A 23,438-nucleotide genomic window follows, 5' to 3' on the forward strand; every position below is an offset into this window, starting at 1 on the left:
AGTGTGATCCTATTCCTTGGAACGCCCTGGGTTGGCCGGCCAGCCGCGCTCGGCGGCCAGCAGCTCGTCCACCGAGGCGCTGCCGCTCTGGTACCGCCCGGCGATCTCGGCGTTGAGCAGGTCGACCACGGCCTGCACCTCGCGCCGCCGCGCCGACACCGAAGCCTCCTCGCCGATGAACACCCGCAGCGCCAGGTCCAGCTTGTCGTCCGAGAGCGCGCTCACGTCCGACAGGTCCACGTCGGAGACCAGGGCCTCGACGTGCCGCCGGTGCGCCTCCGCCCGGGACGGCTCCTGCGTCTGGTAGCGCCCGTGGCCCGTCGCCGGCCCCACGGCGTTCGACGCGAGGATCGTCGCGAGCTGGTCGACCACCGCCGAACCGCCCGACGTGCGGCGCTCCTGCTCGGCCCGCACGATGTCGATGCGCGCGTGCAGCAGCCGCCGCAGGTACGACAGGTCGGTCTCCTCCTGCGCCGCCTCGTCGCGCAACGCGCGCACCTCGGCGAGCGGGAGCCGCTCGACCCCCTCCGCGTAGTCGGGGGCGAGCACCCGGTCGATACGGCGGCGCCCGCCAGGACGCACCTCGATCACGTACTCATCCTGAGGTAGTTCGTGTCCACCCGCCAACACAAACCTGCTTCCAAAGTTGTCTCAAACCTGTACCGGACTGCGCACGCCCAGCAGGGCACGCGCGTCCGCGGGCGACAGCGGCGGTCGCTGGGCGATCTTCGCCAGCCCCGCCGCGCGCGCGACCAGTTGCGCGTTGTCGCGGACCGGTTGGCCCTTGGCGTACGAAATGGTGTCCTCCATGCCCACCCGCAGGTGACCGCCGGCGGCCAGCGCCGTCAGCATCACCGGCAGCGTGGTCCGACCGATGCCCGTCGCCGAGAACGACGCGCCCTCCGGCAGCAGCCGCAACGCCGCCACCAGCGTCTCCGCGTCGCCCGGCATGCCGCCCGGCACGCCCATCACCAGGTCGACGTGCACCTTGCCGCCCGCGGGCAGCCCGTGCTGGTCCAGCAGCCGCCGCAGCGACGCCAGCTGGCCGATGTCGAAGATCTCGTACTCCGGGACGATGCCCCGCTCCTGCATGCCCTTGTGCAGCGCGACCACGAACTCCCAGCGGTTCAGGAACACGTCGTCGCCGAAGTTCACCGTGCCCATGGTGCAGGACGCCGAGTCGGGCAGGGCGTCGAGCACCCTGAGCCGGTCGGCCTCCGGGTCGGTCACCGCGCCGCCCGTGGACAGCTGCACGACCAGGTTCGTGTGCTCGCGCAGCGCCGCGACCGTCTCCTTGAGCCGACCGAGGTCCAACGTCGGCTTGGTGTCGGCGCCGCGGATGTGCACGTGCACCATGGCCGCGCCGACCTGCTCGCACGCCTGCGCGGTGCGGACCAGCTCCTCCAGGGTGACCGGCAGCTGGGGCACGTCGGCCTTCGCGTGCTCGGCCCCGGTGGGGGCGACGGTGAGCAGCGTGCCGTGGGATCCGGGTCGGGACATGTCGTGATCCTGGCACAGAACCCGTTCGGGCTAGCGCCTCAGCGGTGCCCGGACGGCCCGGAACCGCAGGCAGGCGCGGTGGCCGGTTTTCCGGTCCGGATGATCAGCGGCCGAGGTTGCGCGCCGCCTCGCGGCCCAGGCCCGGGGTGTCCGGCGGCACCGAGTCCGGGTCGACCCGCGCCTGCACGCGCCGGTCCTCCGCGCCGACCAGCAGCTCCGTCTCCGGCGACACCGACCGCTTGACCAGCGCCAGCACGATCGTGCCGAGCTCGTGGTGCAGGGCGACGCTGCCGACCCGGCCGACCACGCGGTCGTCCACGAGCACCGGGTCACCGGTCTCCGGCTGCACCTCGCGCGACCCGTCCAGGTGCAGCAGCAGCATCCGGCGCGGCGGGCGGCCGACGTTGTGCACCTTCGACACCGTCTCCTGGCCCCGGTAGCAGCCCTTGTCGAGGTGCACGGCCGAGCCGATCCAGTTCACCTCGTGCGGGATGGTCTTCTCGTCGGTGTCCACGCCGAGCCTCGGCCGCAGCGACTCCACCCGCAGCGCCTCGAACGCCCAGCTGCCGGCCGGCCGCGCGCCCGCGTCGGTGAGCCTGGCCCACCAGTCGGTGAGCTCGCCGCGCGGCACCACCAGGTCGACCGCGTCGTGGCCGGGCCACGGCATGCGGCGGGCGAACCCGGCACCCAGCGCGACCACGCCGTGCGGGGCGGCGGGCAGCGGCACGTCCAGCTTGGCGAGCAGGCCCGCGGCCTCCGGGCCGACGACGGTCAGCACGGCCAGCTCCGCCGTGGCGTCGCGCGGCTCCACCTTCGACCAGAACACCATCTTGGTCAGGTACGCCAGCAGCTCGGCCGCCCGGTCCGCCTCGGTGTCGAGGTAGGCGACACCGCCGATGTTCGCCACCACGGCGTGGTGCTCGACCCGCCCCTGGACGTCCAGGATCAGCGTCTCGGTGCCCTCGCCCTCGCCGAGCGCGGTGAAGTGCTGGCTGGTCAGCGAGTGCAGCCAGGTCAACCGGTCGTCACCGGGCACGGCGAGCACGGCCCGGTGCGACCGGTCGAACACCGCCACCGACCGCGCGGCCGAGCGCTGCTCGGCGAACGGGTCGCCGAAGTGCCACGGCACGCCCTGGTCGGGGGCGCCCGCGAACGGGGCGACCGCACCGGGGGCGGTCAACAGCGGTGAGTTCACTCGGACTCCTTCGGGGCGCTCGGGGTCAGGCACTCGCGGCACGTGCCGGACAGCGCGAGGTGGCTCGCATCAAGTTCGAACCCGTACCCGTCCCTCAGTGTTCCCCCGAGGGGGTTCAGCAGCTCGCACGGCACCTCGTCCACCCGGCCGCACCGGTGGCACACCAGGTGCACGTGCTCGTGGGCGTCGATCGAGTAGTTCGGCGCGCCGTGGCCGAGGTGGGTGTGCCGGACCAGGCCGAGCCGGTCCAGCAGGTCCAGCGTGCGGTAGACCGTGGTGATGTTGACCGTGGGCGCGGTGACCTGGACGCGCTGGCAGATCTGCTCGGGCGTGGCGTGGCCCAGGTCGCGCACGGCGTCGAGCACGAGCTGGCGCTGGGGTGTCATCCGCATGCCGCGTTCGTGCAGCGTCTTGCGCAGGGCTTTCGGAGCGCCGGCGGTGTCCACGGCTCCGATGGTAGGCCGTGAGTAGTCTCACCGTATGCGCGTGCTCGCTCTACTGGACGGAACGCTGGCCGACCCCGACGCCCCGCTGATCCGGGTCGACGACTTCGGCCTGATGCGCGGCGACGGCGTCTTCGAGACCGTCCTCGTCGTCGGCGGCAAGCCCCGGGAACTCGGTCCGCACCTGGACCGGCTGGCCCGCTCGGCGGCCATGCTCGACCTGCCCGAGCCGGACCGGGCCGCGTTCGAGCGGGCCGTCGACCTCGTGCTGGACAACTGGACGGGCGGCGCGGAGATCGCGCTCAAGCTCGTGCACACCCGCGGCGTCGAGGGCGGCGACGGCACGCCGACCGGCTTCGCGCTGGGCATGGACATCTCGCCGAAGGTCATGGCGCAGCGCGCCGACGGCATCGCCGCGGTCACCCTGGACCGGGGGATCGAGCCGGGCCTGATGGAGCGCGCGCCGTGGCTGCTGCTGGGCGCCAAGTCGCTGTCGTACGCGGTGAACATGGCCGCGATCCGCGAGGCCGAGCGGCGTGGCGCGGCGGAGGTCGTGTTCACCACGTCGTCCGGCGCGGTGCTGGAGGGGCCGACGTCCACGCTGATCATGGCGCGCGGCCGGACGCTGACCACGCCGCCCGCCGAGCTGGGCATCCTGCCCGGCACCACGCAGGCCGCGCTGTTCCGGGCCGCCGGGCGCGAGGGCTGGACCGTCGAGGTGCGGCCGATCGCGGTGGAGGAGCTGTACCCGGCGGACGGCGTGTTCCTGGTGTCGAGCGTCCGCAAGATCACCCGCGTGCACACGCTGGACGGCAAGACGCTGCCGGACTCCGCGGAGCTGCACGCGCGGCTGGCCGACCTGTACGAGTCGGAGTACTGAGTCTGATGGCCGCTGCTCCGCAGACGGCGGCGAGGTCGCCCGGAAGTCGGTCGTTCGCCCCCTGAGCTCCCGACGATCGAAAAGCGTGATCGCCGGGAAATGAGGGAGCGAACGACCGACGCGACCTCGCGGGGTGTCGGCCCTACCTCAGTCCGGTGTCCACGGCGTTGATCAGGGTGCCGCCCGCGGTGTCGCCGGACATCTCCCAGATCATCGCGCCGAGCAGGCCGCGCTGCTTGAGCCACGCGGTCTTCTTCTGGATCGCCCACACGTCGTCGAACGTCCACCACTGCCCGCCGTTGCCGGTGAAGCAGGACGTGGCCACGGCGGCCTCGTCGTGGTGGACCGTGCAGCCCGGCACGCTCGCCAGCAGGTTCGAGTAGCCGCGCGTGCCCGCCTCCTCGGCGAACTGACCCGGCGCGGCGCCGGTGGCCGACTGCCACTCGCCGTTCTTCGCACCGGCCTGGACGCCCTGCCAGCCGCGCCCGTAGAACGCCAGCCCGATGGTGATCTTGCGCGGGTTCACGCCCACCGACGTGTACGCGTTCACCGCGTTCTCCACGCTGAAGTGGAACGAGTACGGGTCGTCCGCGTCGGCGTGCAGGTTGCCCTGGTGGCCGGTGCGGTTGGGCTCCCACGAGTTGTCGCTGCCCGCGCCGTGGAAGTCGTAGCCCTGCACGTTGAAGACGTCCAGGGACTTCGCCACCTCGGGCAGGTCCCAGCCGGCCTCGATCTTCGCCGGGTCCGCCGGGGTGAACGCGGTCAGGTCGTAGCGCTTGCCCGTCTCGCGGCTCAGCTCGTCGAGCTGTCGCCGGAACTCCTCGATCAGCAGCGTGTTGTTCCGCTTGTCGTTCGGACCGATGTGGTTGCCCGCGTGACCCTCCGCGCCCGGCCACTCCCAGTCCAGGTCGATGCCGTCGAAGATGCCCGCCGCCGTGCCCGGCCCGCCCGCCGCGTTGTACACCGGCAGGTTGCCCCTGATGTAGACGTCCAGGCAGGACTTGACGAACTTCTTCCGCGCCGCGTCCGTGGCCGCGACGTCGGAGAAGTACTTGGAGTAGGTCCAGCCGCCCAGCGAGATCAGCACCTTCAGGTGCGGGTGCTTGGCCTTGAGCTTGCGCAGCTGGTTGTAGTTGCCGCGCAGCGGTTCCCAGCCGGTGTCGCCGACGCCGTCCACGGACTGCGCCGCGCCGAACGGCCTGCTGTAGTCGGCTTCCGCGTCACCCGCGCCGTCGCCCTGGTCGGGGTCCTGCGGGTTCGGCGACGTGCCCTTGGTGACGCCGTGCAGGCAGGTCAGGTTGACCGGGTCGATGTTGCCGAACGCGTAGTTCAGGTGGGTCAGCTTGGCCGCCGTGCCGCTGGTGTCCAGGTTCTTCACGAAGTACTGGCGGCCGTAGATGCCCCACTGCACGAAGTACCCGACCCGCGCGTAGCCGGCGACGAGGTCGGCGGTGGACGCGGTGATCGCGTTGCTCGCGGCCGACACGTTGTCGTAGAGGTCGCGGGCGCGCACGGAGAAGGTGTACGAGGTGGACGGTGACAGGCCGTCGACGCGGGCGGTGGTGCCGGTGACGGTCGCCTTCACCGTCGCGCCCTGGTAGACGTCGTAGTCGGCCACGCCCCGGTTGTCGGTGGAGGCGTCCCAGCTGAGCGTGACGCTGCCGGCGTCCTTGGCGGTGGCGCGCAGGTTCGCCGGTGCGGTCGGCGGCTGGGCGTCGTCGGCGGGGTTGTTGGTGGTCACCGCCAGGGCGTTGGACGCCGCGGACAACGTGCCCTTGGTGTCCTTGGCCTTGACGGTGAAGCTGTAGGCGGTGTTCGGGGTGAGGCCGGTGACGGTCGCGCTGGTGGACGTGACCGAGGTGGCCAGGGCGGAGCCGTTGTAGACCTCGTACCCGGCGATCGGCAGCGAGCCGGGGGTGGAGGCGGTCCACGCCAGCGAGACGGTCCTGGTGGTCTTCACCGGTGAGTGCAGGGTGGACGGCGGGGTGGGCGGCGTGTCGGGGGTGCCGTCGCAGTTGGCGTTGTTCACCCGGCACGTGACCGGTTCGGCGGCCCGGCTCAGCGTGAACGTCGGGCTGTACGGCTCGGTGGAACGGCGTGCGCCCACGCTGCGGTTGTAGTGCACCGGGTTGAGCGTGACGGTGGCCCCGGTCTGGCTGAGCGTGGCGTGCTGCGCGCCGCTCGCCGTGACGCCGGCGGGCAGGGTGAAGGTGATCGACCAGTCGGCGAGCACCGCGTCGGTGTTGTTGTTGACCACGAACTTGCCGGTCGAACCCGTGGTGCTGAAGTCGGCCGTGGTCGGCGCGGGCGGTGGTGGCGGTGGGCCGCTGCCGTCGCAGTTCGCGCCGTTGATCGTGCACGTCGTCGGGTCGACGGCCTGGCTGAGCGTGACCGTGGGGCTGTACGGGTCGGTGGTGCGGCCCGCCTGGATCGTGCCGATGTAGAACGCGGGCGTCAGGGTCACCCGCGTGCCGCTCTGCGTGGTGGTGGCGTGCTGCGCGCCGCTGACGGTGACGCCCGCGGGCAGGTCGAACTTGATCGTCCAGCCGGAGATGGCGGAGGTCGTCGGGTTGGTGACCACGAACGTGCCGGTCGTGCCGGACCTGCTGAACGCGGCGGTCAGGCCGGTCGCCGCGGCGGCCGGTGCGGACAGCGCTGCGGTGGCCAGGAGGAAGGCCACGAGCGCGATGACTGGTCGGCGCATCAGGGTGTGCCTCTCGATACAGGGACAGTCGAGAACCACGGCGGCCTGGTCGTGCCGGTCTTTCCCGGAACTCCTCCGAACGTAGGTCGTGCGGCGGGCGTTGACAATGGGTCTAGACCAATTGCGTCCGTTCAGCCCTGCGGGTCGAAGCGCAGCCGGGTACCCGGCCGGGCCTGGCCGAGCAGCGGCAGCGCGCGCGCCGCGACCACGCCGATCACCGGGTAGCCGCCGGTCGTCGGGTGGTCGGCGAGGAACACGACGGGCCGCCCGTCGGCCGGGACCTGCACCGCGCCCGTGACCAGGCCCTCGCTCGGCAGCTCCTGCCCCGCCCGGTGCGCGGCGCGGTCCAGCGCGGTGCCGGTGAGGCGGACGCCGACGCGGTTGCTCCGGTCGGACACCGTCCAGCGGCCCGCGCGCAGCGCGCGGGCCGGGTCGTCGAACCAGTCGTCCCGGGGGCCGAGGAGGACGGGCACCACGAGGTCGTCCGGGACGTGCGCCGGGACCAGCACGTCCACGCCCACCGGCACGCCGGTCGGGTCGCCCAGGGGCAGTTCGTCGTCGGGGCGCAGCGGGGCCGGGCCGAGGCCGGAGAGCAGGTCGGTGGACCGGCTGCCCAGGTCGGCCGGGACGGTGATGCCGCCGGACACCGCGACGTAGTTGCGCAGGCCGGTCCGGGGCGTGCCGAGGGTGAGGGTGTCGCCGGGGGTCAGGTGCAGCGGTGAGTCGCGGGAGAGGCCGTTGACCAGCACGGACGTCGACGGGCCGGTGACGGCGACGGTGCAGGAGGCGTTGGCGCGCAGGGACAGGCCGCCGAGGAGGACTTCGAGGCAGGCGGCGTCCTCGGGGTTGCCGACCAGGCGGTTGGCCAGCGTCGCCGAGCGGGTGTCCAGCGCGCCCGACGGCGGGACGCCCAGGTGCGCGTGACCGGGGCGGCCGAGGTCCTGGACCAGGGCCTGCGGGCCGGTGCGGAGCACGGTCAACGTGCGCGGGCGTTGAACTCGGGGGTCCTGGGCGTAGGACTCTCGGGCGCTGGACGTAGGACTCTCGGGTGTCATCGGGCGGCCTCGAAGCGGACGCGGTCGCCCGGCGTGAGCAGCGCCGGGGTGGGGCGGCGAGGGTCGAACAGCGGCGCGTCGGTCCGGCCGATGAGCCGCCAGCCGCCGGGCGTGGCGCGGGGGTAGGCGGCGGTGAACTCGCCCGCCACGCCCACCGAACCCGCCGGGACCTTGGTGCGCGGCGAGTCCAGGCGCGGTTGGCGCAGCGGCTCGGGCAGCCCGGTCAGGTAGGCGAAACCGGGCGCGAAGCCGCAGAACGCGACCCGGTAGTCCGCGCCGGTGTGCAGGGCGACCACCTCGGCCGCGGTCAGGCCCGCGGTCTCGGCGACCAGGTCGAGGTCCGGGCCGTCGTAGTGGACCTCGATCACGACCTCGTCGCCGGCGACCGCGGGGTGGTCGACCGGGTCGACGGCGGCCAGCACCTCGCGCACGGCGGGCACGCCGCCCGGCCTGGTGACGACCAGGACGGTGCGGGCCGCCGGGACCAGCTCGACCACGTCCGGCAGCCGCGCCGCCGCGAGCGCGGCGCGCACGGCCTCCACCTCGCCCAGCGAGTCCACCTCGACGAGCACGCCGTCCGTGCCGCAACGCCGCAGCTGCATGGGGACAGCCTAGATGAGGATTGTTGAACAATCCACCGGCGGCAGCGGCTGCGGGGCCGCGCACGGCCTGCTCAGCCGACGATGCGCTTCAGCTGCGCCGAGATGTGCGTCTGGAGCGGTTGGCCGACCATGGCCCGCTCCTCGACGTACGCCAGGTCGCCGTTGTTGACGATGCCGTACAGCCGCTGCGCGCCGGTGACCTCCTTGGCGGTCGCCGTGCGCACCACCGCGTCCGTCACGAACTCCCACGAGGTCTGGTTGAGCGGCTTGCCGTAGTACAGCTCCATGATCCCGGTGTTGTGCGTGAGCAGCACCTCGATCGTGTCGTCCGGCTGGGGCCGCCAGAACCCCGTCTCGCGCGCCGCCTGGCGGATCACGCCGCCGTTCTCGTCCAGCAGCCACGCCCGGGCCTCGTAGTAGAGGAACGGCCGGCCGTCGTGCGCGAACGTGACCTGCTGCGCGTACCGGAACGGGCCGTCGATCGTCGGGTACACGACCTCGCCCTCGCCGCGCCACACGCCGACCAGCGGCAGCAGCGCCAGGCACGCGTCGTGCAGCGAAGGACCGGAGCGCAGGTTCGCCGTGTCCGCCGGGATCGGCAGGTCGTCGAACTGCGGCAGGTTGCGCACGCCCGTCACCTCGGCGCGCGCGGCGGCGGCCCGCACGGCCTCGTCACCACTGCCCGGAACGGGCCCGTTGCCGCTCACCGCTGGTCGGAGAACAGGCGGTACACCACGTACCCGGCGAACCACACGACCAGCAGGGACACGAGCACCAGCAGTCCTGTGAAGAAGTGTTCCACCCGTCCAGTCTAGGCGTCCGACCCGGAAAGCCGCCGACCCCGGTGGCGAACGCCACCGGGGTCGGCGAGGGGGTAGCGCCGGGGGCAGCCCGTGCGCTCCCCGGGTCCGAACGGGATGTGCGGCCTCAGGCCACCGCGACCTCGACCGGGTGCACGCCCGGCCCGTCCGCCTGGACCGACGCCTGCCCGTTGCCGGACCGGTGCAGCGCGCGGATGGTCCACGTGCCCGGCGCGGCGAAGAACCGGAAGTCGCCGTCGGCCGAGGACACGACCTCGGCGGTGAACTCGCCCGAGGCGTCCAGCAGGCGCACGAACGCGCCGCCGACCGGGGCGCCCTCGGACCGGACCTTGCCCGTCAGCACGACCTCGTTCGCGCCGACCTGGATGTCCACGCCCTGCTGGGGCGCGCCGCAACCGTCCAAGCTCATGATCAGCCCTCCTTGCCGCTGCCGAGCTCGACCGGCACGCCGACCAGCGAGCCGTACTCGGTCCAGGAACCGTCGTAGTTCTTCACGTCCTCGTGGCCGAGCAGCTCGTGCAGCGCGAACCACGTGTGCGACGAGCGCTCGCCGATGCGGCAGTAGGCGATCGTCTTGCGGGAGCCGTCGAACCCGGCCTCGCCGTAGATCTCGGCCAGCTCCTCGTTCGACTTGAACGTGCCGTCCTCGTTGGCCGCCTTGCTCCACGGCACGTTGATCGCGCTGGGGATGTGGCCGGCGCGCTGCGCCTGCTCCTGCGGCAGGTGGGCGGGCGCGAGGAGCTTGCCGGAGAACTCGTCCGGCGAGCGCACGTCGACCAGGTTCTTCTTGCCGATCGCGTCCACGACCTCGTCGCGGAACGCGCGCAGCGCCAGGTTCTGCTCCTGGGCCTTGTACTCGGTCTCCGGGCGCTCGACCTGCTCCTTGTCCAGCGGGCGGCCGTCGAGCTCCCACTTCTTGCGGCCGCCGTCGAGCAGCTTCACCGCGTCGTGGCCGTACAGCTTGAAGTACCAGTACGCGTAGGCGGCGAACCAGTTGTTGTTGCCGCCGTAGAGGATGACCGTGTCGTCGTTGGAGATGCCCTTGGCGGACAGCAGCTTCTCGAAGCCCTCGCGGTCGACGAAGTCGCGCCGCACCGGGTCCTGCAGCTCGGTCCTCCAGTCGATCCGGACCGCACCCGGGATGTGACCCCCGTCGTAGGCGGTGGTGTCCTCGTCCACCTCCACGAACACCACGCCGGGCGCGTTGAGGTTCTCCTCGGACCACGCGGCCGAGACCAGGACGTCTTCACGGCTCATCGAGCTGCTCCAATTTCTTGTTTCTTACTGCGACGGTGGTGTCACTGGGTTCGGGCGAGGGCGGGTGCGTAGCGGCGCAGGAGCAGGAACATCTCGCAGCCCAGGCACAGGCCGACCGCGGCGTTGAGCAGCGCGGCGACCAGGGCCGCGGACGTCGCGACGACCCCGAGCGCGGTGAGGCCGGTGGCGTAGCCGATCGTGCCGGTCAGCGCGAAGACGAACCCGACGCCCTGCGCGAACCGCAGCGGGGCGGCTTCCTCGCGCTCGGTCGTCGGCTCCAGCCTCGGCTGCACGGCGAACCGGTAGACGTGCCCCCACGGGTTGAGCTTGAGCGAGATGAACGCGCACATCGCGAACAGCACGGTCTGGGCGGCCAGCAGCCGCCACGACCCGGTCAGCAGGACGACCGCCAGGATGGCGGTGGTGATCCAGGCGCTGAACCGCGGCCCACGAGGGTCGACCGGCGCGTCCTTGGTGGCGGTGGCATCTAAAGGCACGGCGACCTCCTGACGGTGGACAAGACTGGCAGTCCGTCTCAGGCGGTTGTTAGGGGCAGACGCACGCGCCGTCAAGGGGCGCGCGGGCCGCCGGGGACCGCCCGGTCAGCGCGCCGCGCGACACAGGCTGCTGCGCACGCGGCACAGGTCCACCGCGAGTCGCTTGGTCAGCAGCGTGGTCATGGGATCGAGCGTAGCCGCTCGTCCCTGCTGTCGGGAGTGGCGTCCAACTCGTGGGAATGCCCAGGTTCACCCGAACGGTCCAGGCAGATGGGGGCGCAAAGCCGCGATGAGCGTGTCCGGCTTCGGGATCCCGCCGACGCGCAGCAGTTCCGCGCCGGACGGCGCCAGCGCCAGCGTCGTCGGCGCCCGCAGCACCCCGAGCGTCGCGGCGACCTCCGGCAGGTCCGTCACGTCGAGCTCGACGTGCCGCAGCCCCTCGGTGCGGTCGGCGAGCTCCTCCAGCACGGTCCGGGTCTGCCGGCAGTTGGCGCAGAACGTCGTGGAGAGCTGCACCAGCGTGACCGGGGTGTCCGGGTCCAGCAGCTCGCGCACGGGCGCGGGCAACCCGGTGTGCTCCTTGGCCACGCGCACCCGGCCTTCCCGCGCCCGCAGCACCAAGGCGACCGCGGCGACCACCGCGACCGCGCCCAGCAACGCCCACGCCCCGGTCATCTCAGCTGCCGCCCTGGTCGAGGAGGATGTCGTTGATCGCGCCTTCCAGCGTGAACGCGCCGCTCTCCACCTTGACGGCGGTCGGCGTCACGGTGAAGGGCAGCGCGCCCGGGTCGATGGTCACGCTCAACGCCTCGCGCACCACGCCGAGCACCGCGTCCAGCCCGTCCAGCGCCACGTCGTCCAGCTCGACGTCGTTCACCGCGATCATCACCTGACCGTTGACCAGCGACACCGTGCCGTAGGCGGTGATGCGCAGGTCGCGGCCCGCGACCTTGGTCTTGCCGGACAGCTTCACCGCCGCGACCGTCGGGTCGGGCTGCCCGTCGGTCACCCGGGTGCGCTTGTCCGGCTCGATCGTCATGTCGGTGAACGGCGTGACCTGGTTGACCACCCGGTTCAGGTCGTTGGCCTTGATCTTGACGCTGCCCAGCACCTGGTCGATCTTCGCGCCGCGCGTGTTGCCCGCCAGCAGGTCGGACAGGCCGATGCGGGTGTGCTTGAGGTTCGCCCGGATCTCCAGGTCGCGCAGCTGGTCGCGCACGGGCACGCCGGTCGCGCTGATCTCGATGTCGCGGTAGTCGCCGCCGATCGCCTGGGTGATGAACGGGAAGCCGTTGATCCGGACCGACGGGTCCTCGCTCAGCCCGAACTTCTCCCGCATCTTCTGCGCGACCTGGTACTCGCCGATCGCGGCCAGCGCGAAGTCGGCGGCCACCAGCAGCCCGCCCACCACGAGCGCGGCGATGATCAGCTTGCGGCCGCGCGCGGGACGGCGGCGGTCGGTCTCGGTCATCGCGGTCATCGCCTGCTCTCTGTCCGGTCGGTCGGGTGCTGCGTGCGGTCGTCCAGCCAGGTCGCGATCCGGTCCACCAGCGCGGGGGTCATCGACGACTCGGCGTGCCGCACACCGGGTTCCAGCCACAGCTCCGCCGCGCCGCCCGCCGCGCGGTGCAGCGCGACGGCGTGCGCGGGGCCGAAGTAGTGGTCCTGCTCACCGTGCACGATGAGCAGCGGGGTCGGGGTGATGCGGTGCACCACCTCCAGCGGGCTCTCCGGCACGGTCCGCCACGGCGGGCCGAGGCGCACGCCCAGCGCGCGGGCGGCGAGCCTGCCGTGCGGCTGTTCGAGCAGCCAGTGCACGCGGCGCATGGCCACCGTGTCGCGGACCCACCAGCGCGACGGCGCGCTGACCGCCGCCACCGCGTCCGGGCGGTCGTCGTGCAGGCCCGCGTGGCGCAGGGCGACGGACGCGCCCATGGAGAAGCCGACGGTCGCCACCCGCCGGTAGCCGAGCTCGCGGGCCAGCGCGACGCCGGCGGCGAGGTCGTGGACCTCGTCGCCGCCCACGGTGGACAGCCCGCCGGAGCGGCCGTGGCCGCGGAAGTCCAGCGCGACGACCCCGCCGTGCCGGGCGAAGCGGTGCAGCACCCGGGACACGAAGGGCTTGCGGACGTGGTTGGTGAAGCCGTGACCGACCACGAATGCGAGGTCCGTCACAGCCGGTGTCGATCTCACGTGCACGCCGTGCAGGCGGACAGCGTCGTGTGACGTCGATGTAACACGCGTGACGCTTGTGGAAACAACTGTGACCCTGTCCTGCTGACCTGGGTCTTTCGTCGTGTGCACCGGTATTGTCTCCGTCATCCGCAGGCAACGGGGCCCGGTCACCGTACTTCGCCTGTGCCTGGTCGGTGACCAAGCACCGGCCGAACGAGAGGGCGCCGCGATGAGTATCGATGTGCTGCTGCTGACCACCGACTCCGACCCCGAGGCGGTCCTGCCCGCGCTGTCGCTCCTCCCGCACGAGGTGCGCCCGCTGCGCCCGGAGGTCTCCGCGCTGCTGGAAGCCGGCCCGCACGACATCGTCCTGGTCGACGCGAGGACCGACCTGGTGGGCGCGCGCAGCCTGTGCCGCCTGCTCGACTCCAGCGGCGTGGACGTGCCCGTGGTGGCCGTCGTCACCGAGGGCGGCCTGGTCGCGGTCAACTCCGACTGGAGCGTCGACGAGATCCTGCTGCCCACCTCCGGCCCGGCCGAGGTGGACGCCCGGCTGCGCCTGGTGCGCTCGCGGCGCGGCACCACGCAGCCCGGCGGCGACGGCTCGTTGCAGCTCGGCGAGCTGGTCATCGACGAGGCCACCTACACCGCCCGCCTGCGCGGCCGCCCGCTCGACCTGACCTACAAGGAGTTCGAGCTCCTCAAGTACCTGGCCCAGCACGCGGGCCGCGTGTTCACCCGCGCGCAGCTGCTCCAGGAGGTGTGGGGCTACGACTTCTTCGGCGGCACCCGCACGGTGGACGTGCACGTCCGGCGGCTGCGCGCCAAGCTGGGCCCCGAGCACGAGTCCCTCATCGGCACCGTGCGCAACGTGGGCTACAAGTTCGTGCGCCCCCCGCGCCCGGGCAGCGCCCGCCGCGTGGACCACGCGATCGACGCGCCCGAGACCACGATCGACGACGCCGAACTGATCTACCGCGCCTGATCGCCGCTGCTCCGCAGACGGCGGCGAGGTCGCCTGGAAGTCGGTCGCTCGCGCCTGATCCTCCGGCGATCGAAGAGCGTGATCGCCGGAGAACGAGCCCCGAGCGACCGACGCGGCCTCGCGGGTCTCCCTCCGTTAGGTTTTCCGTGTGGATCTGACCTGGTTCGACGTGTTGTCCCCCGAGCAGGCCGACGAGGTCTCCGGTCTGCTCGGGGCCGCCCAAGCCGCCGACGGTGTCGCCCCCGTCGGCGAAGCCGTGATCCTGCGCCTGCGCCCCGACGCGCACGGCAGCCGGCACCTGCTCGCCCGTGACGGCGAAACGCTGGTCGGCTACCTGCACCTGGACGTCTTCGGCGACTCCGACGGCAACGAGGTCGCGGAGCTGGCCGTGCACCCCGACCACCGCCGCCGCGGTCACGGCGCGGCGCTGGTCGAAGCGGTCGCCGACCGCGCCAAGCCCCTGCGCGTCTGGTCGCACGGCGGGCACCCCGGCGCCGGGGCCCTGGCCGCCAAGCTCGGCTACCGCAAGGTCCGCGAGCTGCTGCGGCTGCGCCGCCCCCTGGACGCCGACCTGCCCGCGCCCGTGCTGCCCGACGGCGTGGAGCTGCGCCCGTTCGTGCCCGGCCGGGACGAGGCGGCCGTCGTCTACGTCAACCACCGGGCGTTCGCGTGGCACCCCGAGCAGAGCGCGATGAGCATCGAGGACGTGCGGCAGAAGGAGGAGCAGCCCTGGTTCGACCCGGCCGGGTTCCTGCTGGCCGTCGACGGTGACGGGCGGCTGCTGGGCTTCCACTGGACCAAGGCGCACACCGCCGAGCTGGGCGAGGTGTACGTGGTGGGTGTGGACCCCGACGCGCAGGGCGGCGGCCTCGGCAAGGCGATCACCCTGGCCGGTCTCGCGCACCTGCGCGACGCCGGGCTCACCGAGGTGATGCTGTACGTCGAGTCCGACAACGCCGCGGCGCTGGCCGTGTACGACCGGCTCGGCTTCACCCGCTGGGACTCGGACGTCCAATACGCCCGGTAGTGACAAACCCATCACGCCCCGCAAACGTGCTGGTCACGGGACACCCAAAAGGCGGTGTACTCGGTCACTTCCCGTGTCATGTTCACCCGTCGTTCACCTTCTCCTGGGTGCCTGTCCACCATCGCTACCTACCGTCCGTGTCGAGCGGCGGGGCTTCGCCGCGAAACCCGCTTCCGTAGCTGGAGGACTCCCAGGTGAAGACCAAGCGACACGGCGCCGTACTGGGCCTGATCACGGCCGGTGCGCTTCTGCTCACCGCGTGTGGCAGCGACAACAACGCCCCCGGCGCGGGCTCGACGTCGGCGGCCGGCGACTCGTCGGTCCCCGTCGAGTGCGGTGGCAAGTCGAAGCTGAGCGCCGAGGGCTCTTCCGCGCAGCAGAACGCGATCGCCACGTTCATCCAGGCTTACCAGGCGAAGTGCCCGGGCTCCGACCTCGCCTACAACGCCTCCGGCTCCGGCGCGGGCGTCAAGCAGTTCAACGCCGCCCAGGTCGACTTCGGCGGCTCCGACTCGCCGCTGTCGGAGAGCAAGGGCGAGGTCGCCGCGGCGGCCGAGCGCTGCAAGGGCAACCCGGCGTGGAACCTGCCGCTGGTGTTCGGCCCGGTCGCGCTGGGCTACAAGCTCGAGGGCGTCAAGGACCTGGTCCTCAACGGCGAGGTGACCGCCAAGATCTTCAACGGCGGCATCAAGAAGTGGAACGACCCGGCCATCGCGGCGCTGAACAGCGGCGCGTCGCTGCCGGACAAGGACATCAAGGTCGTCTACCGCTCGGACGAGTCCGGCACGACGGACAACTTCCAGAAGTACCTGACCGCCGCCTCCAAGGGCGCGTGGACCCAGGGCGAGGGCAAGCAGTTCAAGGGCGGTGTCGGCGAGGCCAAGGAGAAGTCCGCCGGTGTCGCGCAGGCCGCGGGTTCGGTCGACGGCGCCATCACCTACGTCGAGCTGTCGTTCGCGCAGGACAACAAGCTGTCCCTGGCCAAGATCGACAACGGCTCCGGCCCGGTCGAGCTGAACGACGAGACGGTCGGCAAGGCCATCGACGGCGCCACCATCAAGGGCACCGGCAACGACCTGGTCCTCGACCTGAACTCGATCTACGGCTCCACCACCGCGGGCGCCTACCCGCTGCTGCTGGCCACCTACGAGATCGTCTGCTCCAAGGGCTACGACGCCGACACCGCGAAGGCGGTCAAGGCGTTCCTCACCGTCGCGGCCACGACTGGCCAGGACGGCCTGGCGGACGCGGGCTACGCTCCGCTGCCGACGGCCTTCCAGGAGAAGCTGCTGACCGCCATCAAGGCCATCGCCTGACCAGGCCGGCACGCGTCCCGGGAACGCCATCGCGATGAACGACCGCACTGTGGCCCCGCGCCCCGCGGGCACCGGCACGACCGGTGCCCGCGCGGGCGTTCCGGCTGCTCGACCCGACTCGGAGGCTCCGATTCCCCCGACCACGGAAGCCGACCAGAAGACCCACGTCCGGCCGGGTGACCGGATCTTCGCAAGCCTGGCCACGGGGTCGGGCATCTTCATCGTGGTCCTGATCGCGGCGATCGGCGTCTTCCTGCTGCTCCAGGCCATCCCCTCGCTCGCGCTGGACAAGGTCAACTTCCTGACCAGCCGCGAGTGGTCCACCGGCGACGTCAACGACATGCGCTACGGCATCCTCGACCTGCTCCTGGTCACCGTGGTGTCGTCCGCGTTCGCGCTGGTCATCGCGATGCCGATCGCCCTGGGCATCGCGCTGTTCCTCACCCAGTACGCGCCGCGCCGGCTCGCCCGGCCGTTCGCCTACGTCATCGACCTGCTGGCCGCCGTGCCGTCGATCATCTTCGGCCTGTGGGGCCTGCTCGTGCTCGGCCCGGTGCTCACCCCGATCGGCGAGTGGCTGACCTCGTCGCTCGGCTGGATCCCGCTGTTCGCCAAGGGCAACGTCAGCATCGAGCTCGGCGGCACCATCTTCACCGCCGGCATCGTGCTGGCGGTGATGATCCTGCCGATCATCACCGCGGTCAGCCGCGAGGTGTTCGACCGCACGCCGGTCACCCACGTGGAAGGCGCCATCGCGCTCGGCGCCACCAAGTGGGAGGTCGTGCGCACCACCGTGCTGCCGTTCGGCAAGGCGGGCTACGTCAGCGCCTCCATGCTCGGCCTCGGCCGCGCCCTCGGCGAGACGATCGCCCTGACGATCATCCTCAGCGGCACGGGCGCCGCGTTCGCGTGGAGCCTGTTCGACGGCGGTGCGACGTTCGCGTCCAAGATCGCGCTGGCCGCGCCCGAGTTCAACGACCCGCGCACGGCGGGCGCCTACATCGCCGCCGGCCTGGTGCTGTTCGTCCTCACCTTCGGCGTCAACGCCCTCGCCCGGTCCATCGTCGCCGGTCACAAGGAGTACGAATGACGACCGACACGGCGGACCTGAACCGCCTCGCCACGCCGCCGACGTTCCAGAGCGTCAGCGGCACGCGCAAGCTCAAGAACGGCATCGCCACCGTGCTGGTGTACGGGGCGTTCCTCGTCGCGATCGTGCCCCTGATCTGGGTGCTGTGGGTCGTGGTCCAGCGCGGTTTCCCGGTCGTGCTCGACGGCGACTGGTGGCAGAAGTCGCTGTCCGGCCTGCTGGGCCGCCAGCAGGGCGGCGGCGTCTACCACGCGATCTACGGCACGCTGGTGCAGGGCCTGGTGTGCGGCGTGCTGTCCGTGCCGATCGGCCTGTTCGTCGGCGTGTACCTGGTGGAGTACGGCGGCCGGTCCAAGCTGTCCAAGGCCACCACGTTCATGGTCGACATCCTCACCGGTGTGCCGTCCATCGTGGCCGCGCTGTTCGTCTACACGCTGTGGATCACCTACTTCGGCTTCGGCCGCAGCGGGTTCGCGGTGTCCCTCGCGCTGGTGCTGCTGATGGTGCCGGTGATCGTGCGGACCACCGAGGAGATGCTGAAGATCGTGCCGGACGAGCTGCGCGAGGCGTCCTACGCGCTCGGCATCCCGAAGTGGAAGACGATCGTGAAGGTCGTCATCCCGACCGCGCTGTCCGGCATCATCACCGGCATCATGCTGGCCCTGGCCCGCGTCATGGGCGAGACCGCGCCGGTGCTCGTGCTGGCCGCGTACGCGCCCTACATCAACTACAACCTGTTCGAAGGGCCGATGGCGTCGCTGCCGCTGCTCATGACGTCGGAGCGGAACAACCCGACGCAGGCCGGTTTCGAGCGGATCTGGGGTGCGGCGATCACCCTGGTCATCATCATCACGCTGTTCAACCTGCTGGCGACCGTGATCTCGCGGTGGCTGGCTCCGAAGACGAAGTGAGCGGGCGGTCATGGCCAAGCGCATCGACGTGAAAGACCTGAACCTGTACTACGGCAAGTTCCACGCCGTGGACGGTGTCTCGCTCGCCGTGCCGCCGAAGAACGTGACGGCGTTCATCGGCCCGTCCGGCTGCGGGAAGTCCACCGTGCTGCGGTCGTTGAACCGCATGCACGAGGTGGCGCCCGGCGCCCGGGTGGAGGGCACCGTGCTGCTCGACGGCGAGGACATCTACGCGTCCTCCGTCGACCCGGTGCAGGTGCGCCGGACCATCGGCATGGTGTTCCAGCGCCCCAACCCGTTCCCGACGATGTCCATCCGGGACAACGTGGTGGCGGGCCTGAAGCTCGCGGGCGAGCGGAACAAGAAGAAGCTCGACGAGGTGGCCGAGCGGTCGTTGCGCGGGGCGAACCTGTGGAACGAGGTCAAGGACCGCCTCGACCGCCCCGGCGGCGGCCTGTCCGGCGGTCAGCAGCAGCGGCTGTGCATCGCGCGGGCGATCGCCGTGCAGCCGGACGTGCTGCTGATGGACGAGCCGTGCTCGGCGCTGGACCCCATCTCCACGCTCGCGATCGAGGACCTGATCACGGAGCTGAAGAAGGAGTACACGATCGTCATCGTGACCCACAACATGCAGCAGGCGGCGCGGGTCAGCGACCAGACCGCGTTCTTCAACCTGCTGGGTGTCGGCCAGCCCGGTCGGCTGATCGAGGTGGACGACACGGAGAAGATCTTCTCCAACCCGAGCCAGAAGGCGACCGAGGACTACATCTCGGGCCGTTTCGGCTGATCCGGCGCTTGTCCCGGAGGCCCTTCCACCTGCGGTGGGAGGGCCTCCGCGCGTTCGGGTGACAGGGGGAACCGAGGTGTCGCCCCTACCGTCAAAATCGAGACAGGGTCCTCCTTTCGGAGGTACCGTGACGGTTGGGATCGGCAGACTCGCAGGGGGTAACCGTGGCGGCGGAAGGTGCGTGGAGCGCACAGTCCATGCAGGCGATGACGGCCGGCATGGTGGGCCTGAAGCAGGCCGCCGAGTCGGGCTCGTTCGCCATCAGCCAGGACGGCGCCCAGGAGTACCTGAAGGCCATCGACGCGGCCCAGCAGGACCTCCGCAAGATGGACGCGTACCTGATCAAGCTCTCCCAGGAGACGAAGCTGGGCACGAGCCCTGACGGCACCGCCATGGCACGCTACAACCAGGAAAGCGTGCAGGGTGGGGCGGGCACCACCGGCATCATCCCCGCCGTGGAACAGTTGCAGACCGCGTTGGAAGAGGCTCGGCTGGCGCTGCAGAAGGCGATCGAGAACTATCGCGAGGTCGACGGCTCGAACGCGAGCACCTACAAACGCTACTGAGGGTGGAAGACAGTTGATCAAGGGATTGTCGACTCGCGTCGTGCTGGCGCTGGCGGTGCTGGGCGCGGTGGCCACCGGGTGCACGACCGACGGAACCCCCACGCCGGGTCCCACTGGTTCCACGTCCACGGAGCAGACGTCGAAGACCACCACGAGCACGAAGCCGTCCACCGGTGGCGACGCGTTGGCGGACTTCGATCCGTGTGCGGTCCTCAACTCGGTCGCCGCGCAGCTGAACCTGACCGGGATCGAGGAAGAGGGCGGCGACACCTGTCTTGCCAACTACTCCTCGACCGTGTCGTTCTCGCTGGCGGCACACCCGGAACTCGGGATCGACGAGGCTGTCGGCGGCGAGAAGTCGGACATCCCCGTCGGCTCGCGCAAGGGCAAGCTCGTCAAAACCCCGACCACGAAGAACTCGTGCCTGGTCGCCATTGAAGTGACGCCGACGTCCAGGGTGGACGTGGGAGCCTCCGCGAACGCCTCGTTGGACGAGGCTTGCGAAGCGGCGACCAAGGTCGCCACCGCGATCGAACCGAAGCTGCCCAAGTAACCCGAGGGGGGAGAACGTCGTGACGCCGCCGAACACGCAGCCGCCGTACGGGCCGCCGTCCAACTCGCTGCCGCCGCAGAGCAGCAACCAGGCGACCCAGGTCACCTACGCGGGGCAGACCGAGGCCGAGCTGCGTGCCGAGTACGAGCGCGAGCGCGCCGCCAACCCCGGCATCTTCGGCGCCATCACGACGCTCGACGACTACCTGCGCTACAAGCAGCAGTCGGCGCAGTACCAGTCCACGCAGGAGCAGCAGCTGGAGCAGGTGGTCGAGAACTACCGCCCGCCGCTGTCGCCGCCGGGCTCGCACTACCTCGCCTACGACCACAAGGCGCTCAAGGACATGGTCACCCAGAACATGGCCCCGAGCACCGCCAACGAGCAGGGCGAGGCGTGGACCAAGATCGGCAACACGCTGGCCGAGCTCCAGGCCAACCTGACCAGCGCCACGGCGGCCAGCAAGGGCGCCTGGCAGGGCGCGGCGGCCGAGTCGGCGCAGGGGTACTTCACCAACGTCGCCACCTGGTCGGGCAACGCCGCCCAGGGCGCGCAGCTCACCGGCAACAAGCTGTACACCCAGAGCACGGCGGCCGAGCAGGCGAAGAACGCGATGCCGGAGCCGGTCGAGTTCAGCACCGCCGACGCCTACAAGATGTTCTTCTCCGAGCCCAACCCGTTCAAGTGGGCCGAGACGATCGACCAGATCGAGCAGAAGTTCGAGGAGAAGCAGCAGGCCCACGAACGTGCGGCCGAGGTCATGACGACCATGTCGACGAGCTTCCAGGAGTCGGGCTCCACCATGCCCGCCTTCTCGCCGCCCCCGCCGATGGAGGGCACCGGCGGCAGCGGCGACCCGGGGCAGAACGGCACCGCTCAGATCGGCAGCCGGCCGACCGTGCCCAGCGGCAACGGGAACGGCACGGGCAGCGGTAGCGGGTTCGGCGACCTCGGCGTGCCCGGTGGTGGCGGCGGCACGGGCAGTGGCAGCGGCGGCGGCAACACCAACCAGTCCGGCTTGAACGGTCCCGGCGGCGGCACCACGACCCTGCCCGGCCCCGGTGGTCTCCCCGGTGGCGGCGGCAACACGAACATCCCCGGCCCCGGCGGCGGCCCCTACCCGCCCGGCATCTACCCGCCGGGCACCGGGCCCAACCAGCGGCCGACGACCCCGCCCGGCGGACGTCCCCCGGGCATGCCGAACGGTCCCGGCCGGGGCCCCGGCGGCGGTCCCGGTGGCCGCGGCTTCGGCGGTGGCCCCGGTGGCGGTCCCGGCGGCATGGCCGCGGCCGGTCGCGGTGGCCTGGGCGGCTTCGGACCCGGCGGCAGCGCGGGCACGCTGGGCGAGGCGGGTCGGACCGGCGCGGGCGGCTTCGGGCCGGGCGGCAGCGGCGGCCTCGGTGGCGCGGGCGCGGCGGGCCGCGGTGGCGCGGGCGGCATGGGCGCCGGTGGCATGGGCGCCGGCGCCGGACGTGGCCAGGGCGAGGAGGACAAGGAGCACAAGGCCGCGTCCTACCTGGTGGAGACCGAGGACGTCTTCGGTGACGGCACCATGGTCGCTCCGCCGGTCATCGGCGGGTGAGCGTGTTCTCGTTCGCCCTGTCCTTCGCGGCGGCCGACATGCTCTGGGAGGACCTGAAGCTCGGCAGCCGCCCCTACCCGTTCGAGTTCCCCTACCTCGGGCAGACGTTCGACGAGCGGCGCGGCATCCGCAACGCCGTCTACCGCGACCTCGAGTCGCGCGGCCTGGCCCACCGCGGCCGGGTCGCGCCCGAGGTGGAGGAAGCGCTCACCCTGCTGGTCCGCTTCGACTACTGCCTCACCGCGATCGCGTCCCTGGACGCGCGCCACGTCGAGCGCCAGCTGCTGGCGCGCGGCGGCGCGGCCGGGGGAAACGCGGCGCTCGCCGTGATGGACGACCGGCAGATCAAGGTCGACGTGCTGCGCGCCCCCGCGCTGCTGCGCGCGATCGTGGACCTCGTCCCGCCGTCACGGCCCGGCCCCGGCCAGTCGATCACCGTGCCGGTGCCGACGTCCGCGCCACCGCCGCCACCGCGCCGCGACGACGATTTCGGCAACGCCACCTTCACCCGGGCCATGGCGCCGCGCTCGTCGGCGGCCACGCAGGTCCGCGCGTTGGAAGCGGTGTTCGAACGGCCGCGGCTGCGCGCCGGCCAGTTCGGCGTCACGGTGCGCGGCAGGCACGGCCGGGAGCAGCGCGCGCCGCAGGTCGCCTGGTTCGACAACGACCAGGGCCGCTACCTGTCGCAGACGCGGCAGGGGCAGGACGGCCAGAAGTGGCTCACCCACGCCCCCGCCGACAACGCGCGCATCGCCGCCCAGCTCGCGCAGGAGCTGAACGGCCTGCTCGCCTAGGTCCTCAGGACTCGTCCGCGGTTTCGGCGTGGTAGCCGGGCATCCGGCCGGTGACGACGAACACGGTGCGCTTGGCGACCGACACGGCGTGGTCGGCGAACCGCTCGTAGAACCGGCCCAGCAGCGTGGTGTCCACCGCGGACGGCACGCCGTGCGCCCAGTCCTTGTCCATGATCACGGTGAACAGGTGCCGGTGCAGGTCGTCCATCGCGTCGTCGGCGTCCTCCAGCGACCGGGCCCGCTGCACGTCCTGCGTGCGGATGATGTCGGTCGCCTCGCGCGCCAGCTCGACCGCGATGCGGCCCATCTCGGCGAAGTACGGCCGGACCGTGTCCGGCAGCACCGGGTTGGGGTGCCTGCGGCGGGCGGCCTTGGCCACGTGCAGCGCCAGGTCGCCCATCCGCTCCACGCTCTCGGCCGCGTGGATCACCGCGAGCACGATGCGCAGGTCGGTCGCGACCGGGGCCTGCAGCGCCAGCAGCGCGTAGGACTGCTCCTCGATGGCGGCGCGCACGTCGTCGATCTTGGCGTCGTCACCGATCACCTGCTCGGCCAGGGCCAGGTCTGCCTCGAGCAGGGAAGCGGTCGCGCGCTCCATCGCGTCACCGGCCATGCCGCACATGTCGGCGAGCTGGTCGGCGAGCTGTCCGAGCTGGTCGTGGTATGCCTCACGCATGGGCGTCAGCCTACGGCCAGGTCAT

At 71.6% G+C, this 23,438-nt stretch carries 27 protein-coding genes; 11 read left to right on the forward strand and 16 right to left on the reverse strand.

All coding sequences use genetic code 11. The features are described 5' to 3' along the window. Positions 1-9: 9 nt before the first annotated feature. The 4 genes from ACIQMJ_RS06725 to ACIQMJ_RS06740 form a co-directional block, all read right to left on the reverse strand. A complete protein-coding gene (locus ACIQMJ_RS06725; protein ID WP_141980087.1) occupies positions 10-591 on the reverse strand; it encodes an RsiG family protein in 582 nt (193 codons plus the stop codon). A gap of 60 nt (positions 592-651) precedes the next feature. After that, the gene (locus ACIQMJ_RS06730; RefSeq protein ID WP_499759967.1) at positions 652-1,500 is read right to left on the reverse strand and encodes a beta-keto acid cleavage family enzyme; all 849 of its coding nucleotides are present in this window, start codon (positions 1,498-1,500) and stop codon (positions 652-654) included. Positions 1,501-1,603: 103 nt separating this feature from the next. Next, on the reverse strand, positions 1,604-2,695 hold the full coding sequence (gene ygfZ / locus ACIQMJ_RS06735) for a CAF17-like 4Fe-4S cluster assembly/insertion protein YgfZ (protein ID WP_499759968.1): 1,092 nt from the start codon (positions 2,693-2,695) through the stop codon (positions 1,604-1,606). Next, positions 2,692-3,141, reverse strand: a complete 450-nt coding sequence (locus ACIQMJ_RS06740; protein WP_499759969.1) for a Fur family transcriptional regulator — start codon at positions 3,139-3,141, stop codon at positions 2,692-2,694. Before ACIQMJ_RS06740 ends, ygfZ begins: the two co-directional genes overlap by 4 nt. Before the next feature lie 34 nt (positions 3,142-3,175). On the opposite strand from ACIQMJ_RS06740, the gene ACIQMJ_RS06745 reads away from it, so the two are divergent. Next, positions 3,176-4,018, forward strand: coding sequence for an aminodeoxychorismate lyase (locus ACIQMJ_RS06745; RefSeq protein WP_499759970.1), 843 nt, complete (start codon positions 3,176-3,178; stop codon positions 4,016-4,018). Between the two features lie 142 nt (positions 4,019-4,160). Here ACIQMJ_RS06745 and ACIQMJ_RS06750 read toward each other — a convergent pair whose 3' ends face one another. From ACIQMJ_RS06750 to ACIQMJ_RS06800, 11 genes are all read right to left on the reverse strand, one after another. Further along, positions 4,161-6,722 carry a glycosyl hydrolase family 18 protein gene (locus tag ACIQMJ_RS06750; protein WP_499759971.1) on the reverse strand — a complete coding sequence of 854 codons (2,562 nt, stop codon included), beginning with the start codon at positions 6,720-6,722 and terminating at the stop codon, positions 4,161-4,163. A gap of 131 nt (positions 6,723-6,853) precedes the next feature. Further along, positions 6,854-7,696 carry a 5-oxoprolinase subunit C family protein gene (locus ACIQMJ_RS06755; protein ID WP_499760264.1) on the reverse strand — a complete coding sequence of 281 codons (843 nt, stop codon included), beginning with the start codon at positions 7,694-7,696 and terminating at the stop codon, positions 6,854-6,856. Positions 7,697-7,773: 77 nt separating this feature from the next. Further along, positions 7,774-8,379 (reverse strand): 5-oxoprolinase subunit B family protein, encoded by a 606-nt coding sequence (locus ACIQMJ_RS06760; protein WP_499759972.1) that lies wholly within the window; start codon positions 8,377-8,379, stop codon positions 7,774-7,776. Between the two features lie 71 nt (positions 8,380-8,450). Further along, entirely contained in the window at positions 8,451-9,086 is a 636-nt protein-coding gene (locus tag ACIQMJ_RS06765) for a heme-binding beta-barrel domain-containing protein (RefSeq protein ID WP_499759973.1), read from the reverse strand. A 220-nt stretch (positions 9,087-9,306) separates the two neighbouring features. Further along, positions 9,307-9,609 carry a DUF1416 domain-containing protein gene (locus tag ACIQMJ_RS06770; protein ID WP_499759974.1) on the reverse strand — a complete coding sequence of 101 codons (303 nt, stop codon included), beginning with the start codon at positions 9,607-9,609 and terminating at the stop codon, positions 9,307-9,309. Between the two features lie 2 nt (positions 9,610-9,611). After that, a complete protein-coding gene (locus tag ACIQMJ_RS06775; RefSeq protein WP_499759975.1) occupies positions 9,612-10,457 on the reverse strand; it encodes a sulfurtransferase in 846 nt (281 codons plus the stop codon). Positions 10,458-10,498: 41 nt separating this feature from the next. Beyond that, a complete protein-coding gene (locus ACIQMJ_RS06780; RefSeq protein ID WP_499759976.1) occupies positions 10,499-10,954 on the reverse strand; it encodes a DUF4395 domain-containing protein in 456 nt (151 codons plus the stop codon). A gap of 105 nt (positions 10,955-11,059) precedes the next feature. After that, positions 11,060-11,137 (reverse strand): putative leader peptide, encoded by a 78-nt coding sequence (locus ACIQMJ_RS06785; protein WP_360462167.1) that lies wholly within the window; start codon positions 11,135-11,137, stop codon positions 11,060-11,062. Between the two features lie 66 nt (positions 11,138-11,203). Continuing rightward, complete coding sequence (locus ACIQMJ_RS06790) at positions 11,204-11,629, reverse strand: TlpA family protein disulfide reductase (RefSeq protein ID WP_499759977.1); 426 nt, start codon at positions 11,627-11,629, stop codon at positions 11,204-11,206. A 1-nt stretch (position 11,630) separates the two neighbouring features. Continuing rightward, positions 11,631-12,434: an LmeA family phospholipid-binding protein gene (locus tag ACIQMJ_RS06795; protein WP_387485609.1), complete on the reverse strand. Its 804-nt coding sequence runs from the start codon at positions 12,432-12,434 to the stop codon at positions 11,631-11,633. Continuing rightward, positions 12,431-13,129, reverse strand: coding sequence for an alpha/beta hydrolase family protein (locus ACIQMJ_RS06800; protein ID WP_499759978.1), 699 nt, complete (start codon positions 13,127-13,129; stop codon positions 12,431-12,433). The genes ACIQMJ_RS06795 and ACIQMJ_RS06800 overlap by 4 nt, the downstream gene beginning before the upstream one ends. A gap of 229 nt (positions 13,130-13,358) precedes the next feature. Here ACIQMJ_RS06800 and ACIQMJ_RS06805 point away from each other — a divergent pair, with 229 nt between their 5' ends. The 10 genes from ACIQMJ_RS06805 to ACIQMJ_RS06850 all read left to right on the forward strand — a co-directional run bounded on the left by ACIQMJ_RS06805 (position 13,359) and on the right by ACIQMJ_RS06850 (position 22,737). Continuing rightward, entirely contained in the window at positions 13,359-14,114 is a 756-nt protein-coding gene (locus ACIQMJ_RS06805; RefSeq protein WP_499759979.1) for a winged helix-turn-helix domain-containing protein, read from the forward strand. 148 nt (positions 14,115-14,262) lie between these two features. Beyond that, positions 14,263-15,141: a mycothiol synthase gene (gene mshD, locus ACIQMJ_RS06810; RefSeq protein ID WP_499759980.1), complete on the forward strand. Its 879-nt coding sequence runs from the start codon at positions 14,263-14,265 to the stop codon at positions 15,139-15,141. A gap of 194 nt (positions 15,142-15,335) precedes the next feature. Next, the gene (pstS, locus tag ACIQMJ_RS06815; RefSeq protein ID WP_499759981.1) at positions 15,336-16,457 is read left to right on the forward strand and encodes a phosphate ABC transporter substrate-binding protein PstS; all 1,122 of its coding nucleotides are present in this window, start codon (positions 15,336-15,338) and stop codon (positions 16,455-16,457) included. Between the two features lie 34 nt (positions 16,458-16,491). Beyond that, entirely contained in the window at positions 16,492-17,547 is a 1,056-nt protein-coding gene (gene pstC, locus ACIQMJ_RS06820) for a phosphate ABC transporter permease subunit PstC (protein WP_499759982.1), read from the forward strand. Then, a complete protein-coding gene (pstA, locus tag ACIQMJ_RS06825) occupies positions 17,544-18,458 on the forward strand; it encodes a phosphate ABC transporter permease PstA (RefSeq protein ID WP_499759983.1) in 915 nt (304 codons plus the stop codon). The genes pstC and pstA overlap by 4 nt, the downstream gene beginning before the upstream one ends. A 10-nt stretch (positions 18,459-18,468) precedes the next feature. Continuing rightward, entirely contained in the window at positions 18,469-19,245 is a 777-nt protein-coding gene (pstB, locus tag ACIQMJ_RS06830) for a phosphate ABC transporter ATP-binding protein PstB (protein ID WP_141980105.1), read from the forward strand. A 197-nt stretch (positions 19,246-19,442) separates the two neighbouring features. Continuing rightward, positions 19,443-19,811, forward strand: coding sequence for a hypothetical protein (locus ACIQMJ_RS06835; protein ID WP_499759984.1), 369 nt, complete (start codon positions 19,443-19,445; stop codon positions 19,809-19,811). 13 nt (positions 19,812-19,824) lie between these two features. After that, positions 19,825-20,364: a DUF3558 family protein gene (locus tag ACIQMJ_RS06840; RefSeq protein ID WP_499759985.1), complete on the forward strand. Its 540-nt coding sequence runs from the start codon at positions 19,825-19,827 to the stop codon at positions 20,362-20,364. Between the two features lie 19 nt (positions 20,365-20,383). Next, the gene (locus ACIQMJ_RS06845) at positions 20,384-21,943 is read left to right on the forward strand and encodes a hypothetical protein (protein WP_499759986.1); all 1,560 of its coding nucleotides are present in this window, start codon (positions 20,384-20,386) and stop codon (positions 21,941-21,943) included. Beyond that, positions 21,940-22,737 carry an ESX secretion-associated protein EspG gene (locus ACIQMJ_RS06850; protein WP_499759987.1) on the forward strand — a complete coding sequence of 266 codons (798 nt, stop codon included), beginning with the start codon at positions 21,940-21,942 and terminating at the stop codon, positions 22,735-22,737. The genes ACIQMJ_RS06845 and ACIQMJ_RS06850 overlap by 4 nt, the downstream gene beginning before the upstream one ends. 4 nt (positions 22,738-22,741) lie before the next feature. On the opposite strand, the gene phoU is transcribed toward ACIQMJ_RS06850, so the two are convergent. Beyond that, positions 22,742-23,413, reverse strand: coding sequence for a phosphate signaling complex protein PhoU (gene phoU, locus ACIQMJ_RS06855; RefSeq protein WP_499759988.1), 672 nt, complete (start codon positions 23,411-23,413; stop codon positions 22,742-22,744). Positions 23,414-23,438: the final 25 nt, after the last annotated feature.

The organism is Actinosynnema sp. NPDC091369, from assembly GCF_044757065.1.
Taxonomy (GTDB): Bacteria; Actinomycetota; Actinomycetes; order Mycobacteriales; family Pseudonocardiaceae; genus Actinosynnema.

Coding starts and splice junctions, on each gene's coding strand:
- ACIQMJ_RS06745 (WP_499759970.1), top strand. CDS start 3,176: ATGCGCGTGCTCGCTCTACTGGACGGAACGCTGGCCGACCCCGACGCC.
- ACIQMJ_RS06795 (WP_387485609.1), bottom strand. CDS start 12,434: ATGACCGCGATGACCGAGACCGACCGCCGCCGTCCCGCGCGCGGCCGC.
- pstB (WP_141980105.1), top strand. CDS start 18,469: ATGGCCAAGCGCATCGACGTGAAAGACCTGAACCTGTACTACGGCAAG.
- ACIQMJ_RS06730 (WP_499759967.1), bottom strand. CDS start 1,500: ATGTCCCGACCCGGATCCCACGGCACGCTGCTCACCGTCGCCCCCACC.
- ACIQMJ_RS06775 (WP_499759975.1), bottom strand. CDS start 10,457: ATGAGCCGTGAAGACGTCCTGGTCTCGGCCGCGTGGTCCGAGGAGAAC.
- ACIQMJ_RS06750 (WP_499759971.1), bottom strand. CDS start 6,722: ATGCGCCGACCAGTCATCGCGCTCGTGGCCTTCCTCCTGGCCACCGCA.
- ACIQMJ_RS06760 (WP_499759972.1), bottom strand. CDS start 8,379: ATGCAGCTGCGGCGTTGCGGCACGGACGGCGTGCTCGTCGAGGTGGAC.
- pstC (WP_499759982.1), top strand. CDS start 16,492: ATGAACGACCGCACTGTGGCCCCGCGCCCCGCGGGCACCGGCACGACC.
- pstA (WP_499759983.1), top strand. CDS start 17,544: ATGACGACCGACACGGCGGACCTGAACCGCCTCGCCACGCCGCCGACG.
- ACIQMJ_RS06770 (WP_499759974.1), bottom strand. CDS start 9,609: ATGAGCTTGGACGGTTGCGGCGCGCCCCAGCAGGGCGTGGACATCCAG.
- ACIQMJ_RS06785 (WP_360462167.1), bottom strand. CDS start 11,137: ATGACCACGCTGCTGACCAAGCGACTCGCGGTGGACCTGTGCCGCGTG.
- ACIQMJ_RS06835 (WP_499759984.1), top strand. CDS start 19,443: ATGCAGGCGATGACGGCCGGCATGGTGGGCCTGAAGCAGGCCGCCGAG.
- ACIQMJ_RS06805 (WP_499759979.1), top strand. CDS start 13,359: ATGAGTATCGATGTGCTGCTGCTGACCACCGACTCCGACCCCGAGGCG.
- phoU (WP_499759988.1), bottom strand. CDS start 23,413: ATGCGTGAGGCATACCACGACCAGCTCGGACAGCTCGCCGACCAGCTC.
- ACIQMJ_RS06790 (WP_499759977.1), bottom strand. CDS start 11,629: ATGACCGGGGCGTGGGCGTTGCTGGGCGCGGTCGCGGTGGTCGCCGCG.